Source organism: Bacillus sp. N5-665, assembly GCF_022637375.2.
GTDB lineage: Bacteria > Bacillota > Bacilli > Bacillales > Bacillaceae_G > Bacillus_A > Bacillus_A wiedmannii.
In genome coordinates, this window is the sequence record NZ_CP093325.1 from 5,492,501 (window position 1) to 5,510,000 (window position 17,500).

The following is a 17,500-nucleotide window of genomic DNA, read 5'->3' on the forward strand; positions in this document are numbered from 1 at the left end:
CCTTGGTGAGCCGTTACCTCACCAACTAGCTAATGCGACGCGGGTCCATCCACAAGTGACAGCCGAAGCCGCCTTTCAATTTCGAACCATGCAGTTCAAAATATTATCCGGTATTAGCCCCGGTTTCCCGGAGTTATCCCAGTCTTATGGGCAGGTTACCCACGTGTTACTCACCCGTCCGCCGCTAACTTCTTGAGAGCAAGCTCTCAATCCATTCGCTCGACTTGCATGTATTAGGCACGCCGCCAGCGTTCATCCTGAGCCAGGATCAAACTCTCCAATAAAGTTAGTTTGTCTAGCATCTAAAAATAAAAATTGACGTTTCACGTTGTTTGTTTCGTTTAGTTTTCAAAGTTCAACATCGCGTTTCAGCGACTTTTATAATTTAACATTTCGCGTTAAATCTGTCAACAACTTTTTTCTTTCGTTCCTGACGACGCTTATTAATTTACCATATTAATCATTTGTTCGTCAACACTTTTTAAAAAAATGCCAAAATAATTTTATCTTGGCATGATATAAAGCTTAATAACCACTAATGCAGCAACACCAGGTAGACCTAATAGACTTGTGATTGTTGCTGTACCCAAGTTAATTGGAATATGAAAATCAAAATATGTTCCTACAACGTTTACGATAAAGAGTAATGCTATTCCCAAAGTAACATGAAAGAGCGCTTTTCCTATAAAACGTAACGGCTTAGAAGAAACTCCAAAAACAAGAAAAATAAAAACTAGAGCAAGAATACCAACAATAATAATTGTAGAATTCATTTTTTCCTCCTTGTGAATGACCTATACACATTTATTTGTATGGGACAAGGCGATAAAAAAGAACATTTATCATACTACTCCAGTCGCTTCATCTCATTAACTTTTATTCGACGACACTTTCTTCATATAAAACAATTCCTCACTCTTTCCAAACGAAGTAACCACGCAATGTTTAACGAATAAAATAAAAGGTTCTGCTTTTTCAGCAGAACCTTTTACCATTGTTCCATTTTTACAGGACGACGTTTTGCTTCTTTTAACAAGAAGAAATATTTCGCCTCTGCTATTTTCAAAGAACAAAGTACATCTTGAGATGGTTCTACACTTTGTTCAACCATTCTCTTCTGACGTAACCATTCATTCTTCACTTTTTCTAATAGTACAATTAGCTTATCATCATACTCTTTACGCAATTTACCCTTTTTTTGAAAGAACATTTTTGTTTCTCCTCTTATACTTCTCTACGACCTTCTAACGCTTTCGACAGTGTTACTTCATCTGCATATTCTAAGTCTCCACCAACTGGCAGACCATGTGCAATACGAGTTACTTTAATACCTGTCGGCTTTAAGAGGCGGGATATATACATCGCTGTAGCTTCCCCTTCAATATTAGGGTTTGTTGCTAGTATCACTTCTTGTACCGTTTCATCGTGCAGTCGCTTTAAAAGTTGCGGGATATTAATGTCTTCCGGTCCAATTCCCTCCATTGGAGAAATCGCACCACGTAACACATGATATACACCTTGATATTCTTTCATCTTTTCCATTGCGATTACATCTTTTGGTTCCTGTACAACACAAACAATCGACTGATCTCGATGCGAATCATTACAAATATAACAAGGATCGCGGTCAGTAATATGTCCACATACAGAACAATACGCTAAATCTCGCTTCGCATTCACAAGTGCTTTTGCAAAACCTAACACATCATCTTCTTTCATATCTAATACGAAAAATGCCAATCGAACCGCTGTTTTCGGTCCGATTCCTGGCAACTTCATAAAACTATCAATTAATTTCGATATCGGTTCTGGATAATGCATATATCAGTATCCTCCTAGAACATTCCACCTGGTAAGTTCAAGCCTTTTGTAAATTTACCCATTGTAGAGTTTGAAAGTTCATCAGCTTTTTTAAGTGCATCATTTGTTGCAGCTAGCACTAAGTCTTGTAACATTTCGATATCTTCTGGATCTACAACTTCTTCTTTAACTTTCACTTCAAGAATTTGCTTATGACCATTTGCAATAACTGTAATCATACCGCCGCCAGCTGTACCTTCAACTGTTTTTTCGCCAAGCTCTTCTTGCGCTTTTGCCATATCTTTTTGCATCTTTTGCATTTGTTTCATCATATTATTCATATTTCCCATTCCGCCACGCATCATAATTAATTCCTCCTAATTATTATTACTCTTTTATTTCAATAAGTTCTTGTCCTACTAATTTTACGGCCTCTTCTATAAGAGGATCTTCTTTTTTCTCTGGGCTTTCTTCAGAATCCCCGCCTTCACGCTGTAAAAAATCTTCACGGATTTTACCCCATTCGCTTTTTGGAATGGCAATCATATTTAATCTTTTACTTAGCAATTCAAATAAGGCTTGTTCCACTGTATCCATAGCTTCTCGATTTTCGCTTGCCATTTTACAGTGAATCTCATATTGAAACGCTAAAACGTAAGTATCATCCGAAGCCGCCACCGGTTCGCTATTTTCTAATAAAACAGCAAACGCTACTTTGTTGTATGCTTTGAGTCTTCCTAACAACTCACCCCACACAGCTTTTAATTGTTCTAAATCCTGGCGCTTTGCTTGTTTTAACACTTCATTTACGCGTCCGACAGGAATCTTCATACTACCTGTCCGCACTGGCTTTGGTGTTGCACGTGTCTCTCTGACTTCTTGCTGCACACCAGCCGGTACACCATTCTTTTTGACTTGTTCTAACTCTTTCTCCAATTGCTGCATCCTGTTCATAATTGCTTGTAAACGATCTGCACCGTTTGCTTGCATCATAAACTGTTGACACAGTTGTACCATAACAACTTCTAAGAAAATTCGCGGATGATTTGTCCACTTCATTTCCTGTTGTCCCTTACTAAGAGTATGAATGATTTCATAGATTACTTCCGGTTGCATTTCTTCACTTAACATCCGGAATTGCTCATCTACCATTACTCGTTCCAACATATGTTCCAGTTGTGGTGAAGTTTGATATAAAAGCATATCGCGATAATAGTAAATGAAATCCTCCATAAAACGAACTGGATCTTTCCCTTTACCCATCATCTCATCTATGATACGTAATGCCCTTGATACATCATTTTCACGTATACATTCTACTAAGTTACCTAAGTATTGCTGGGAAACAGAACCTGTCACAGCTAATACATCTTCTGTCGTAACTGTCTCATCACTATAAGATATTGCCTGATCAATAAGACTAAGCGCATCACGCATACCACCTTCAGCGGCACGTGCAACAATTTGTAACGCCTCATCTTCTACTTGCGTACCTTCATTCGTCACAACCGTCGATAATCTCTCAACAATATCATTTACTGATATTTTCCGAAATTCAAAACGCTGGCAACGTGAAATGATTGTAGGCGGAATCTTATGCGGTTCTGTTGTCGCCAAAATAAAGATGACGTGTCCTGGCGGCTCTTCTAACGTTTTTAAAAGCGCATTAAAGGCACCCATGGAAAGCATGTGGACTTCATCAATAATGTATACTTTATATTCTACAGCACTTGGAGCATATTTTACTTTATCTCTAATATCTCGAATTTCATCTACACCGTTATTTGAAGCCGCATCAATTTCTAATACATCTGAAATAGATCCTTGTGTAATCCCCAAACAAGACGGACATTCATTACAAGGTTCAGCTACCGGAGCATGTTCACAGTTGATTGCTTTTGCAAATACTTTTGCAATTGTCGTTTTTCCTGTTCCCCTCGGCCCAGAAAATAAATAAGCATGTGAAACTTTCTCTTGAAGAAGGGCATTTTGCAACGTTTTTGTCACGTGCTTTTGACCAACTACATCTTCAAATTTTTGCGGTCTCCATGTTCGGTATAACGCTTGGTATGACACGAAAATACGGCCTCCCTCAAAGGTTATTATCTCATTTATTATAACCCATTCTGTTTATAGATTCCAAAAGTTATTTTCTATACAAAAAACCCACCTTAGTATTAAGGTGAGTTTTGTATACATATATAACTGCCGTGCACCTTCTGTCGATTACGTACCATAAGCGTTACTCAAGCAGTTAGCTCGGTTCAGGCACTCCTGCGGCACACGAGAAGACCCGCTTATTGCTGCTTCCTTCCGGACCTGACAAGGTTCACGGGGTCCCGTTGCGCAGGACCCAAACGTCAACACCACTTACTTAAGGCAGACCTTACAGCAGCATAACCTCGAGAAGGGATTCGGCCTCGCTAGAGCGGATTGCGAGTATAGGGCACCGCTACCTCCCCGCTTAGCACGGCAAAGTTAAAACCAATATTCGGTTGCCTTTATTAAAAGGCATTATCAGTATAACTTGTTTTTTTATAAAATGCAAATACGTTAATTCTCGTTACTTTTCTCTAATTTTTTTATTGCTTTTCTTTTTTTACGAAGCTCTCTAAAAAAGTTTGTTAACAAAGTACCGCATTCTTCTTCTAATACACCAGCAACTACCTCGCATTGATGATTAAAGCGTTCATCAATTAAAAGATTCATCAACGTCCCTGCACATCCACCTTTCGGATCACTTGCACCATATACAACTCGCTTCACTCGTGATAAAACAATTCCACCCGCACACATCGGACAAGGCTCTAATGTTACATATAACGTCGCATCTTCTAAACGCCATGTCCCTAATTTTTTGCACGCCTCATCAATAGCTAACAATTCAGCGTGAGCTATTGATCTTTGTTCAGTTTCTCTTAAATTATGAGCAACACTAATCACCTCACCATCTAACACTATAACTGCGCCAATCGGTACTTCTTGTATTGCCTCTGCTTTTTTAGCCTCTTCTATTGCTAACTGCATAAAATAAATATCTTGATCGTTTTCCATACCATAGTCCTTTCATTACAAATAAAGTACACTTATTTCCATTTACTACACATGGGATAACTTTTACAAATTCAATCCACCCTAATAAAAAAGAGAGGGGATTACATATGAAGAATACTGCCTTACTCATTATCGATATGATTAATGATTTTCAATTTTCACACGGGCCCACCTTAGCCAAAAAATGCGAAATTATAACAAATCCTATTTTACGATTAAAGAAAACAATGAAATCCTTTGGTTATCCCATAATTTATGTTAATGACCATTATCAACTTTGGAGATCTGATATTGACCAACTAATTACTCATTGTACAAATGAGTATAGTGAAAATATCATTCATAAGATTGCCCCAAATACTGATGATTACATTTTTATTAAACCACATTACTCTGCTTTTTATGAAACACCTTTAAATTCTTTATTAGGCTATTTAAAAATAGAAAATCTAATATTGACAGGAGTCGCCGGGAATATATGTATCCTCTTTACAGCTAACGATGCTCATATGAGAAATTATACACTGTATGTACCACAGGACTGTATTGCCTCTAATCATGATCAGGATAATCTACATGCTTTAAAAATAATGGAAGCCACATTAAAAGCAAATATAGTACCGTCATCTCAAATAAAAATTAATTAATACATATATCTATTTTCTAACTTTTTATATCAAATTAACCCGCTCGCTTCCCTCTTGTGCTACAATAATTCTGTTTTGTGTTTTTAGTAGTCACGGTAAATCACTGATTGAAAGGAGGAAACAGCGTGACCGGAGTACCATTTATCACGGTTGAAGGACCAATTGGTGTTGGAAAAACCTCACTTGCGAAGGCAATTTCAACTCACATGCAACTCCACTTACTAAAAGAGATTGTTGATGAGAATCCTTTTTTAGGAAAATTCTATGAAGACATCGACGAATGGAGTTTTCAAACAGAGATGTTCTTTCTTTGTAATAGATACAAACAATTAGAAGATATTAACATAAAGTATTTGAATCAAAGGAAGCCAGTAGTAGCGGATTATCATATATTTAAAAATTTAATTTTCGCATCCCGTACATTAAAGAATTCACAATACGACAAGTACATGCAAATCTATCGTATCCTTACACAAGATATGCCTGTACCAAACGTTATCGTTTATTTAACAGCTAGCTTGGAAACATTACAAACACGAATTGCGATGCGCGGAAGAGAATTCGAAAAAAACATGGATCCAAATTACTTACTACAGCTCACAAAAGATTACGAAACAGCAATGGAGACTTTTAAAAAGGATCATCCAGATATCCCAGTATTGAAATTTAACGGAGACGATATGGATTTTGTAAAAAATCCTGATGATTTAAACGTCATCCTATCCGCCCTTCAAAATACTCTCTTAAAGGAGTCGAAATAACAATGAATTTAAGGCAAAAATATGATATACCAAATGACGCAGTAATCACTATTGCTGGAACAGTAGGTGTCGGAAAATCAACTATGACAACTGCATTAGCTAACGCTTTAGGTTATCGCACATCATTTGAAAAGGTAGATTCGAACCCGTATTTGGACAAATTCTATGCTGATTTCACACGCTGGAGCTTCCACTTGCAAGTATACTTTTTAGCAGAACGATTTAAAGAACAAAAAAGAATTTTTGAATACGGTGGCGGTTTTGTTCAAGATCGCTCTATCTATGAAGACACTGGAATTTTTGCAAAGATGCATCATGAAAAAGGTACAATGACGGAGACTGATTATGAAACATACAAAGGTTTATTTGACGCTATGGTCATGACTCCTTACTTCCCTCATCCAGATTTATTAATTTACTTAGAAGGCTCTTTCGATGATATTGTTGATCGTATCCAAGAACGCGGACGTCCGATGGAACAACAAACACCAATTGAGTATTGGAAAGAGATGCACGGCCGTTACGAAAACTGGATTAATAACTTTAATGCATGCCCTGTTTTACGATTAAACATTAATGAATACGATATTTTAAAAGATGGCGATTCAATTGAACCCATCATTAAAAAAATTGGCCATTTTTTAAAACAAACACGTAAACTTGTAAAATAAAAAACCCGTGCATACGCACGGGTTTTTCTATTAAATTACTTCTTTTTTGTCGGAGCAATAATTTCACTCTCAGGTTTTCCAGCGTTAATACGCTGACGAACAGTACTTGTACTAATATCGTATGTTTCAGCAATCTCTTTAACAGTCATTTCTTTCCCGTTAATCACTGCTGTTAATACTTTACCTGTACGTTTTGGAGCTGCTTCTTTCTTTACAGCTGCTTTTTCAACTTTTTTTGGCGCCTCTACTTTTGTCGCAGTTTGCTTTACATCACAAGTGCAACCACAAAGTTTACGGAATGTATCATCGCTTATAATGCGTGACACATTTGCACCACTGTTTAAAATTCTATTATTCTTACAGACAGGACATTGTACATAATATAAAGTTTTTCCATCTAAAGGAAACGTTTGTATAATAAGATCCATGTTGACTCCTTTCATATCTATGAAGATACTCATCGGAATATGAGTGTGTAATAAGGAGAAAATCGCCCTACACCATACTTTATGATTGGTTTTAAAATAAAAACTCGTTACGTGTTGGTAACGAGTTCTCCAATCTCCACTTATATGCGCTGTTGTCAATTATATCTGGAGGAGGTAGAGGGATTCGAACCCCCGCGCGACTCTCGCCGCCTGTCGGTTTTCAAGACCGATCCCTTCAGCCAGACTTGGGTATACCTCCATATTGACATCAAATATAATATCAAAAGAAAAACAGTTAGTCAACCCTACTAAAATAAATTATGAGGAAAGGGGAAATTTACCTTTCCCCTCCTACATTTCAGTACTGACAATACTCATAATTACCAATCACTCATACCGATGAATGTTTACATTTACTTAATAACTGCTTTTCCTCCCATATAAGGGCGAAGAACTTCTGGAATTATAATTGTACCATCTTCTTGTTGGTAGTTCTCTAAAATAGCTGCAACCGTACGGCCAATTGCAAGACCAGATCCATTTAATGTATGAACATGTTCTGGTTTTCCGTTTGGCTCACGACGGAAACGGATATTTGCACGTCTCGCTTGGAAAGCCTCAAAATTACTACAAGAAGAAATCTCACGATATGTGCCATAGCTTGGAATCCATACTTCGATATCGTATTTCTTCGCTGCTGTAAATCCTAAATCGCCTGTGCACATGCTCATAACGCGATATGGCAACTCTAATAATTGTAACACGCGTTCTGCATCATTTGTTAGTTTTTCTAACTCTTCATAAGAATCTTCTGGTTTTACGAACTTTACAAGCTCTACTTTATTGAACTGATGCTGACGAATTAAGCCACGTGTATCACGACCAGCTGAACCTGCTTCAGAACGGAAACAAGAGCTAAATGCAGCATATCGTATAGGCAATTGATCTTTATTTAAGATTTCATCACGATGCATGTTCGTTACAGGTACTTCAGCTGTTGGAATTAAGAAGTAATCTTCACTTTCAATACGGAATGCATCTTCTTCAAATTTCGGAAGTTGTCCTGTTCCTGTCATACTTGCACGGTTTACCATATACGGAGGTAATACTTCTTCGTATCCATGCTCGTCAGTATGAAGATCAAGCATAAAGCTAATTAAAGCACGCTCTAATCTCGCGCCAGCACCTTTATAGAATACGAAGCGGCTTCCTGTTACTTTCCCAGCACGCTCAAAATCTAAAATCCCTAAATCTGTAGCAAGATCCCAATGTGGTTTTGGTTCATAAGCAAATTCTTTCACTTCTCCCCAAGTACGTGCTACTACATTATCATCTTCTGTTTCACCAACTGGAGCAGATTCATGAGGAATATTCGGAATAGATAACATTAATCTTTCTAAATCTTCTTCAACTGTACGAAGTTCATTATCAAGATCTTTTACTTTTTCTCCAACTTCACGCATTTCTAGAATTAGAGCTTCTGCATCTTTCTTTTCGCGCTTCAATACAGAAATTTGTTGAGATACTTCGTTACGTTTACTTTTTAGTTCCTCTGTTTGAACAAGTAATTCTCTTCTTCTCGTATCCAGCTCTTCAAAGCGACCAAAATCAGTTAAATCTTCGCCTCTATGCTGTAACTTTGCTTTTACTTCTTCAAAATTTGTACGTAAAAATTTAATATCAAGCATTATATACTCCTCCTTTTATTTTATAAAACACAAAAAACTCCCGTCCCTATATAAAGGGACGGGAGTTAACCCGCGTTGCCACCCTAGTTGAAAGCATTACCGCCTTCCTCTCAAGTAGAAATAACGGCTCTTCACCGGGAATGTTTACTAATCATAAAGATATTCCACATTCCATTCCAGGATGGATTCACAAACTGTTTCTATCGATTTCCACCAACCATCGACTCTCTATAAGAAACGGCATTTGTTACTACTTCCTATCAACACGCTTATTTTATAAAATTGTTACCATCAATTTACTATAATCTTATACAAGTTGCAAGTTACTTAGACAACTTTTTTCATTTTCGCTTCTTTTACCATTTCTACAAAGTATGCTGTGACACGATGATCATCCGTTAATTCCGGATGGAATGAAGCAGCTAAAAACTGATTTTGTTTTACTGCTACCATTCGGTCACCATGTGTAGAAAGTACTTCAACATCATCAGCTACATTTACAACATACGGAGCACGGATAAATACACCAATAAATTCTTCTCCTACACCTTTAATTGAAAGTGCGACTTCAAAGCTATCTTTTTGGCGTCCGAACGCATTGCGTTCTACTGTAATATCCATAGCACCAATATGTGCTTCTTCATAGCCAATAAGTGTTTTTGCAAGAAGAATCATACCTGCACATGTACCAAACATTGGTTTACCAGACTTCGCGAATGTACGAAGTGGTTCCATGAAAGCATACTTATCAATAAGACGGCGCATTGTTGTACTTTCACCGCCTGGTAAAATAAGACCATCAATCTCTTCAAGTTGCTCTATACGCTTTACAACAACAGCTTCTGCACCACTTGCTTCAACTGATTTTATATGCTCACGAACTGCACCTTGAAGACCTAGTACACCGATTTTCACCATTTTAAAGTTCTCCTTCAATTACCATCCACGCTCTTGCATGCGTTGTTCTGGTAATAACGTTGAAATTTCGATACCTTTCATTGCATTACCTAATCCTTTAGAAAGGCTTGCAATTAGTTCGTAATCCTCATAATGAGTCGTCGCTTCAACGATTGCGCGTGCAAATTTCTCTGGATTTTCTGATTTGAAGATACCAGATCCTACGAATACACCATCCGCACCAAGTTGCATCATTAACGCTGCATCTGCTGGTGTTGCTACACCACCTGCTGCGAAGTTTACAACTGGCAAACGACCAAGGCGTTTAATTTCAAGTAGTACTTCATAAGGAGCACCAGTATTTTTTGCATATGTCATTAACTCATCTTCACGTAGACTTGCAACTTGACGGATTTCTGCATTGACTTGGCGCATATGACGCACTGCCTCTACAATGTTTCCTGTTCCTGGTTCACCTTTTGTACGAAGCATAGATGCACCTTCTGCAATACGACGTGCAGCTTCTCCGATATCACGGCAACCACATACAAATGGAACTGTGTAATCACGTTTATTTAAATGGTATACTTCATCGGCAGGAGTTAACACTTCACTCTCATCGATATAGTCTACCCCTAATGATTCTAATACACGTGCTTCTACAAGGTGACCGATACGGCATTTTGCCATAACCGGAATTGACACCGCACCCATAACTTCCTCAACGATTGTTGGGTCTGCCATACGAGAAACGCCACCTGCTGCACGAATATCTGCTGGTACACGCTCTAGTGCCATAACGGCAACTGCGCCTGCCTCTTCTGCAATTTTTGCTTGTTCAGCGTTAATTACGTCCATAATAACGCCGCCTTTTTGCATTTCTGCCATTCCACGTTTTACACGTTCTGTCCCTGTTACATTTGTCATGTTACAAAAACCCCCCTAGGTGAATTGCTTTTCCCCGTTAAAGGCGAAAATTAAGAATACTCTTACATTCTACCACTAACCATCAGATGCTTGTCTACTACTTTTTCATAAAGTCGGTATGAAAAATAGGAATAAGAAAAAGCCCCTACAATGAGGAGCTTTTAAAACCAACCTTTTACTGTATCAACAGCACTATTCCATATACCACTAAAGAAAGAACCAATTCCGCGCATAGAGCGAGTAAACCAATTCGCTTCCTCTACTGCAGACGTTGTTACAAGATCTACTTGTAATGACTTACCAGATAAAAATCCAGGATCATTCGCATCTTTTGGTGTGATTACCATTTGGCCAAGTGCAGCTCCCTTTTTAATAGGTGCTTCTTGTCCCTTATTTGCTTCTTTTAATTCTGTTTTATAAACATCTTTACTTCCTTTTGGCACTGGAACTGAAACAGCTTGTTTTGTTTGAACTGCTACATCTTTATCTTTAGCATTTTCTACTCGTACTGTTTCTTGTCCTTTTACTGAAGAATCTTTTTTATATATTTGCTTCATTTCAAAGTTAGCAAATCCATAATCATATAGCTTCTTTGTTTCATCAAAACGTGCTGTATGAGAACTTGTTTTAATAACTACAGAAATAAAACGCATTCCGTTTCTTTCAACCGTACCAGTGAAGCAATCCCCTGCTTCTGGAGTCGAGCCTGTTTTCAGGCCATCTACGCCATCATATTCTTTCACTAAGCCCTTTAACATCCAGTTCCAGTTCGACATTGCAAACTTCTCTTTTTCTGGACGAAATTCTTTTTTCGGGATTTTTGCTGTATCTAACACTTTTGGATAATCTTTAATTAAATGTTGTGCTAAAGTTGCTACATCCTTTGCAGACATTTTATTTTCTTCATCCGCTGTTGTTCCTTCAGGATGCATTCCCTTTAAATCTTTATTCGTCAAACCAGTAGAATTAACAAATTTATAATTTTTCAACCCTAGTTCTTTCGATTTATCATTCATCATTTTTACGAAGTCTACTTCTTTACCTGCAATTGCTTCTGCTAATGCAATTGTTGCACCATTTGCAGAAAAGATTGCCATTGCCTCGTATAGCTCTTTTACTGTATAAGAGCCACCATTTTCTAATGCAACATTTGATAATGAAGCATCTTGTGAAACCTTATATGCATATTCAGAAACCTTAACTCTTTGATCCCACTTAAGTTTTCCTTTGTCCACTGCTTCGTGAACTAAATATTCACTCATCATCTTTGTCATACTAGCAATGGATAATAATTCATCTGCATTCTTTTGATATACAATTTTCCCAGAATTCGCTTCAACTAAAATTGCCGCACCTGCTTCAATGTTTAAAGCAGCTCCTGTTTCAGCTGATGCATTGCTATATGGTATAAAGATGCTACAAGCTAGTGTAAGCACTGTTACTAAAGCAATGAATCTTTTGCAAAACATACCTTTCACGTCTGTTACCCCCAATATCTATGTACTCACATAACCGTTATTCTAACATAATCAAAAAAAAATAGACAGAGATATCAAATCTCCGTCTATTTGTATATCAGACATTATAATGAGTAGTTTGGAGCCTCTTTTGTAATTTGTACGTGATGAGGGTGGCTTTCACGTAAACCAGCACCTGACATACGAATGAATTGTGCATTCTCACGTAAGAATTCTAAATTCTGCGCTCCGCAATATCCCATACCGGCACGTAATCCACCAACTAATTGATGAACTGTATCTGCTAAAGGTCCTTTATATGGTACTCGACCTTCAATACCTTCTGGAACAAGTTTTTTATTTCCTTCTTGGAAGTAACGGTCTTTACTTCCTTTTTCCATCGCTCCGACAGAACCCATACCACGATATACTTTAAATTGACGACCTTGGTAAATTTCAGTTTCTCCAGGGCTTTCAGCAACACCAGCAAACATACTACCTAGCATAACAACGTGTGCTCCTGCTGCTAAAGCTTTTACCATGTCACCAGAGTACTTAACACCACCATCAGCAATAACTGGAATACCGTGTTTACGAGCTTCTGTTGCACAATCATAAACTGCTGTTAATTGTGGTACACCCACGCCAGCTACAACGCGTGTCGTACAGATAGAGCCTGGTCCAATACCAACTTTAACTACGTTTGCACCTGCTTCAATTAAAGCTTTCGTCGCTTCAGCAGTAGCAACATTTCCAGCGATAATATTTAGTGATGGATATTTCGCACGAACTTCTTTTACTTTATCAATAACACCTTGAGAATGTCCATGAGCTGTATCAAGTACGATTGCATCTACGCTAGCTTTTACTAATGCGTCGATACGAAGCATAGCATCAGCCGTTACACCAACCGCTGCCCCAACTAATAAGCGTCCTTGCTTATCCTTCGCAGAATTTGGGAATTCAATTACTTTTTCAATATCTTTTATTGTAATAAGCCCTTGTAATACACCGTTATTATCAACAAGAGGGAGTTTTTCAATTTTGTACTTTTGTAGGATCTTTTCAGCTTCTTCCAGCGTTGTACCAACTGGAGCTGTAATTAGCTTTTCTTTTGTCATTACGTCGGAAATTTTGATTGAGTAGTCTTGGATAAAACGCATATCACGGTTTGTAATAATACCAACTAATTTTCGCTCGTCTAAATTATTTACAACCGGTACACCTGAGATACGGTATTTTCCCATAAGATGCTCTGCATCATATACTTGATGTTCTGGAGTTAAAAAGAAAGGATCTGAAATAACGCCACTTTCAGAACGTTTTACTTTATCAACTTGCTCCGCTTGTTGTTCGATAGACATGTTTTTATGAATAATTCCTAAACCGCCTTGACGAGCCATTGCAATAGCCATATCAGCTTCTGTTACTGTATCCATTCCTGCACTAATTAACGGGATATTTAACTGTAAGCTTTCAGATAAAACTGTTTTAACACTTACTTCTCTTGGTAGTACATCTGACTTTGCTGGTACAAGTAATACGTCATCAAAAGTCAAACCTTCTTTAACAAATTTAGATTCCCACATAATTGTTCCCCCCATGATACCAGAAATTATTATTAGTAGCTTATCAATTGGTTAAAATACTGTCAAGGACGTATATATATGTTAGAATTTTTAGACAATAAAAGGAGCGTAATATATGCATCAAACACATTGCACTTGGCAGCAACTAAGTTTCTTCTTTTCATCTCAAAATGTACAGCGTTATCTTGCCCGTTGCTATGAAAAATCCTCCATAAAAGATGCTGAAAAAAAAAGTTTCGAAAATTGTTATCCCTTTATTTATTACTTAGAACACGGGAAAAATTATTATGAATTATATAAGGTAGCCCCCTTTTCGATTCAGCCAATGTTATTGTTTTATGGAATGAGCCAACTTTTTAAAGCCTGCTTACTAACTATTGATCCTAACTATCCAGAATCCACTACTGTTTTAGCTCATGGTGTTACAACTCGCAAACGAAAAAAACAGGGGTATCAATTTTTAGAAGATGAGGTGAAGGTACAAAAAAACGGATTATTTACTCATGTTGCAGAACAGCTGTTTCACATGAAACACTTAGAAGCAGAGAAATTTAACATGCTAGATTTAATGGGAAATATTCCTGAATTACAAAATTTATTTCGCTATAGTCAAAAAGGTGGCACTTTATATAAAATCGATTCAACAAATACAAATGAACTTTCCTTTTCGGCCAACATACTAGATCGACTTCATATGACTACAGAAAGATTTTCACGTTACATTGAATCAACTTGTAAGCATTTATCCATACAACATGTCTCTGGGAAAACGAGCGGATCGAATCTGCTTTTTACAGCTCCTATCCAGTCGTGGAACCCTATATATAGTACGCCTTTATACTACGAATATCTTGCTGATACTTATTACTTACCAATTCCAATTGACCCGAGAAATCCTAAACCAGTATTACCTGAACTTCTTGTTCATTATTTATTGCTCTACAATTTAAGTATGATTTCTAGATACGAAACAGATTGGTGGTATGATTTACTTGGGAGCTATGGCTCTGAAGATTATCCATTTATTTATCAATTCCTTACTATTTCTGCTCAAAAAATCCCTTACTATATTTCGTCTTTTTTACTAACAGAACCGAGCCTATTTCATGGGAAATAAAAAAAACACAAGTCAAAAGACTTGTGTTTTTAATTGCTTGGCGACGTCCTACTCTCACAGGGACAAGGTCCCAACTACCATCGGCGCTAGAGAGCTTAACTTCCGTGTTCGGTATGGGAACGGGTGTGACCTCTCTGCCATCATCACCAAACTATGAAGGCATATTCCTTCAAAACTAGATAACATTGCTACATATTATATGGTTAAGTCCTCGATCTATTAGTATTCGTCAGCTCCACATGTCACCATGCTTCCACCTCGAACCTATCAACCTGATCATCTTTCAGGGATCTTACTAGCTTACGCTATGGGAAATCTCATCTTGAGGGGGGCTTCATGCTTAGATGCTTTCAGCACTTATCCCTTCCGCACATAGCTACCCAGCTATGCCCTTGGCAGAACAACTGGTACACCAGCGGTGCGTCCATCCCGGTCCTCTCGTACTAAGGACAGCTCCTCTCAAATTTCCTACGCCCACGACGGATAGGGACCGAACTGTCTCACGACGTTCTGAACCCAGCTCGCGTACCGCTTTAATGGGCGAACAGCCCAACCCTTGGGACCGACTACAGCCCCAGGATGCGATGAGCCGACATCGAGGTGCCAAACCTCCCCGTCGATGTGGACTCTTGGGGGAGATAAGCCTGTTATCCCCGGGGTAGCTTTTATCCGTTGAGCGATGGCCCTTCCATGCGGAACCACCGGATCACTAAGCCCGACTTTCGTCCCTGCTCGACTTGTAGGTCTCGCAGTCAAGCTCCCTTATGCCTTTGCACTCTACGAATGATTTCCAACCATTCTGAGGGAACCTTTGGGCGCCTCCGTTACACTTTAGGAGGCGACCGCCCCAGTCAAACTGCCCACCTGACACTGTCTCCCGGGTCGATAAGACCCGTAGGTTAGAATTTCAATACATTCAGGGCGGTATCCCACCAGCGCCTCCACCGAAGCTAGCGCTCCGGTTTCAATGGCTCCCGCCTATCCTGTACAAAATGTACCAAAATTCAATATCAGGCTACAGTAAAGCTCCACGGGGTCTTTCCGTCCTGTCGCGGGTAACCTGCATCTTCACAGGTACTATAATTTCACCGAGTCTCTGGTTGAGACAGTGCCCAAATCGTTACACCTTTCGTGCGGGTCGGAACTTACCCGACAAGGAATTTCGCTACCTTAGGACCGTTATAGTTACGGCCGCCGTTTACTGGGGCTTCAGTTCAGAGCTTCGCTTACGCTAACCCCTCTCCTTAACCTTCCAGCACCGGGCAGGTGTCAGCCCCTATACTTCGCCTTACGGCTTCGCAGAGACCTGTGTTTTTGCTAAACAGTCGCTTGGGCCTATTCACTGCGGCTTTCCGTTAAGAAAGCACCCCTTCTCCCGAAGTTACGGGGTCATTTTGCCGAGTTCCTTAACCAGAGTTCTCTCGCACACCTTAGGATTCTCTCCTCGCCTACCTGTGTCGGTTTGCGGTACAGGCACCTTTTATCTCGCTAGAAGCTTTTCTTGGCAGCGGGGAATCAAAGACTTCGCTCCATAAGGAGCTTCCCCATCACAGCTCAGCCTTCACGATAAGCGGATTTGCCTACTTATCAGCCTAACTGCTTGGACGTGCACAACCAATCGCACGCTTCTTCTATCCTTCTGCGTCCCTCCATTGCTCAAACGATAAAGAGGTGGTACAGGAATATCAACCTGTTGTCCATCGCCTACGCCTGTCGGCCTCGGCTTAGGTCCTGACTAACCCTGAGCGGACGAGCCTTCCTCAGGAAACCTTAGGCATTCGGTGGACGGGATTCTCACCCGTCTTTCGCTACTCATACCGGCATTCTCACTTCTAAGCGCTCCACCAGTCCTTCCGGTCTGACTTCACTGCACTTAGAACGCTCCCCTACCACTGATACCATTGGTATCAATTCGCAGCTTCGGTGGTGTATTTAGCCCCGGTACATTTTCGGCGCAGAGTCACTCGACTAGTGAGCTATTACGCACTCTTTAAATGGTGGCTGCTTCTAAGCCAACATCCTAGTTGTCTAAGCAACTCCACATCCTTTTCCACTTAATACACACTTTGGGACCTTAGCTGGCGATCTGGGCTGTTTCCCTCTTGACTACGGATCTTATCACTCGCAGTCTGACTCCTAAGGATAAGTCATTGGCATTCGGAGTTTGACTGAATTCGGTAATCCGATGAGGACCCCTAGTTCAATCAGTGCTCTACCTCCAAGACTCTTACACTTAAGGCTAGCCCTAAAGCTATTTCGGGGAGAACCAGCTATCTCCAGGTTCGATTGGAATTTCTCCGCTACCCACACCTCATCCCCGCACTTTTCAACGTGCGTGGGTTCGGGCCTCCATTCAGTGTTACCTGAACTTCACCCTGGACATGGGTAGATCACCTGGTTTCGGGTCTACGACCACGTACTAAACGCCCTATTCAGACTCGCTTTCGCTGCGGCTCCGCCTCTT

General features: G+C 39.4%; 16 protein-coding genes, 1 tRNA gene, 3 rRNA genes, 1 other RNA gene and 1 other annotated feature (2 of these 22 cut by a window edge). Of the genes, 4 read left to right on the plus strand and 17 right to left on the minus strand.

Annotation, left to right across the window (positions count from 1 at the left end; translation table 11 throughout):
• The 8 genes from MNO09_RS30800 to tadA all read right to left on the minus strand — a co-directional run.
• Positions 1-284 (minus strand): 16S ribosomal RNA (locus MNO09_RS30800); it reaches 1,268 nt to the left of the window's first position.
• 219 nt (positions 285-503) lie between these two features.
• Positions 504-773: a pro-sigmaK processing inhibitor BofA family protein gene (locus tag MNO09_RS30805; RefSeq protein ID WP_001089260.1), complete on the minus strand. Its 270-nt coding sequence runs from the start codon at positions 771-773 to the stop codon at positions 504-506.
• A gap of 215 nt (positions 774-988) precedes the next feature.
• Complete coding sequence (locus MNO09_RS30810; protein WP_000466020.1) at positions 989-1,210, minus strand: YaaL family protein; 222 nt, start codon at positions 1,208-1,210, stop codon at positions 989-991.
• A gap of 14 nt (positions 1,211-1,224) precedes the next feature.
• On the minus strand, positions 1,225-1,821 hold the full coding sequence (gene recR / locus MNO09_RS30815) for a recombination protein RecR (protein WP_000559168.1): 597 nt from the start codon (positions 1,819-1,821) through the stop codon (positions 1,225-1,227).
• Between the two features lie 14 nt (positions 1,822-1,835).
• Positions 1,836-2,162, minus strand: coding sequence for a YbaB/EbfC family nucleoid-associated protein (locus MNO09_RS30820; protein ID WP_170930109.1), 327 nt, complete (start codon positions 2,160-2,162; stop codon positions 1,836-1,838).
• 25 nt (positions 2,163-2,187) lie between these two features.
• Positions 2,188-3,876, minus strand: coding sequence for a DNA polymerase III subunit gamma/tau (dnaX, locus tag MNO09_RS30825; RefSeq protein ID WP_000121580.1), 1,689 nt, complete (start codon positions 3,874-3,876; stop codon positions 2,188-2,190).
• Between the two features lie 132 nt (positions 3,877-4,008).
• An RNA gene (gene ffs, locus MNO09_RS30830) (signal recognition particle sRNA large type) lies at positions 4,009-4,273 on the minus strand.
• A gap of 80 nt (positions 4,274-4,353) precedes the next feature.
• Entirely contained in the window at positions 4,354-4,854 is a 501-nt protein-coding gene (tadA, locus tag MNO09_RS30835; RefSeq protein ID WP_000426602.1) for a tRNA adenosine(34) deaminase TadA, read from the minus strand.
• Positions 4,855-4,961: 107 nt separating this feature from the next.
• Between tadA and MNO09_RS30840 the strand changes: the two genes are divergently transcribed.
• The 3 genes from MNO09_RS30840 to MNO09_RS30850 all read left to right on the plus strand — a co-directional run bounded on the left by MNO09_RS30840 (position 4,962) and on the right by MNO09_RS30850 (position 6,933).
• A complete protein-coding gene (locus MNO09_RS30840; RefSeq protein WP_000798744.1) occupies positions 4,962-5,501 on the plus strand; it encodes a cysteine hydrolase family protein in 540 nt (179 codons plus the stop codon).
• Positions 5,502-5,626: 125 nt separating this feature from the next.
• Positions 5,627-6,262, plus strand: a complete 636-nt coding sequence (locus tag MNO09_RS30845) for a deoxynucleoside kinase (RefSeq protein WP_000148208.1) — start codon at positions 5,627-5,629, stop codon at positions 6,260-6,262.
• Positions 6,263-6,264: 2 nt separating this feature from the next.
• Positions 6,265-6,933, plus strand: a complete 669-nt coding sequence (locus tag MNO09_RS30850) for a deoxynucleoside kinase (RefSeq protein WP_001053583.1) — start codon at positions 6,265-6,267, stop codon at positions 6,931-6,933.
• 35 nt (positions 6,934-6,968) lie between these two features.
• On the opposite strand, the gene MNO09_RS30855 is transcribed toward MNO09_RS30850, so the two are convergent.
• The 7 genes from MNO09_RS30855 to guaB all read right to left on the minus strand — a co-directional run bounded on the left by MNO09_RS30855 (position 6,969) and on the right by guaB (position 13,919).
• Entirely contained in the window at positions 6,969-7,361 is a 393-nt protein-coding gene (locus tag MNO09_RS30855; RefSeq protein ID WP_000364198.1) for a sigma factor-like helix-turn-helix DNA-binding protein, read from the minus strand.
• A 166-nt stretch (positions 7,362-7,527) separates the two neighbouring features.
• Positions 7,528-7,620, minus strand: a tRNA-Ser gene (locus MNO09_RS30860).
• 154 nt (positions 7,621-7,774) lie between these two features.
• Positions 7,775-9,049 carry a serine--tRNA ligase gene (gene serS, locus MNO09_RS30865; RefSeq protein WP_000884182.1) on the minus strand — a complete coding sequence of 425 codons (1,275 nt, stop codon included), beginning with the start codon at positions 9,047-9,049 and terminating at the stop codon, positions 7,775-7,777.
• Between the two features lie 51 nt (positions 9,050-9,100).
• Positions 9,101-9,322 (minus strand) — a binding site (T-box leader).
• Between the two features lie 54 nt (positions 9,323-9,376).
• The gene (gene pdxT / locus MNO09_RS30870; RefSeq protein ID WP_000238773.1) at positions 9,377-9,967 is read right to left on the minus strand and encodes a pyridoxal 5'-phosphate synthase glutaminase subunit PdxT; all 591 of its coding nucleotides are present in this window, start codon (positions 9,965-9,967) and stop codon (positions 9,377-9,379) included.
• 18 nt (positions 9,968-9,985) lie between these two features.
• Complete coding sequence (pdxS, locus tag MNO09_RS30875; RefSeq protein ID WP_000186157.1) at positions 9,986-10,873, minus strand: pyridoxal 5'-phosphate synthase lyase subunit PdxS; 888 nt, start codon at positions 10,871-10,873, stop codon at positions 9,986-9,988.
• Positions 10,874-11,034: 161 nt separating this feature from the next.
• On the minus strand, positions 11,035-12,342 hold the full coding sequence (gene dacA / locus MNO09_RS30880) for a D-alanyl-D-alanine carboxypeptidase DacA (protein WP_131799185.1): 1,308 nt from the start codon (positions 12,340-12,342) through the stop codon (positions 11,035-11,037).
• A 113-nt stretch (positions 12,343-12,455) separates the two neighbouring features.
• Positions 12,456-13,919, minus strand: coding sequence for an IMP dehydrogenase (gene guaB, locus MNO09_RS30885; protein ID WP_000264076.1), 1,464 nt, complete (start codon positions 13,917-13,919; stop codon positions 12,456-12,458).
• 115 nt (positions 13,920-14,034) lie between these two features.
• Here guaB and MNO09_RS30890 point away from each other — a divergent pair, with 115 nt between their 5' ends.
• Positions 14,035-15,036 (plus strand): YaaC family protein, encoded by a 1,002-nt coding sequence (locus MNO09_RS30890; RefSeq protein WP_000554254.1) that lies wholly within the window; start codon positions 14,035-14,037, stop codon positions 15,034-15,036.
• A gap of 35 nt (positions 15,037-15,071) precedes the next feature.
• On the opposite strand, the gene rrf is transcribed toward MNO09_RS30890, so the two are convergent.
• Positions 15,072-15,187: ribosomal RNA gene (rrf, locus tag MNO09_RS30895) — 5S ribosomal RNA — on the minus strand.
• A 48-nt stretch (positions 15,188-15,235) separates the two neighbouring features.
• Positions 15,236-17,500, minus strand: a 23S ribosomal RNA gene (locus tag MNO09_RS30900) (it continues 657 nt past the right edge of the window).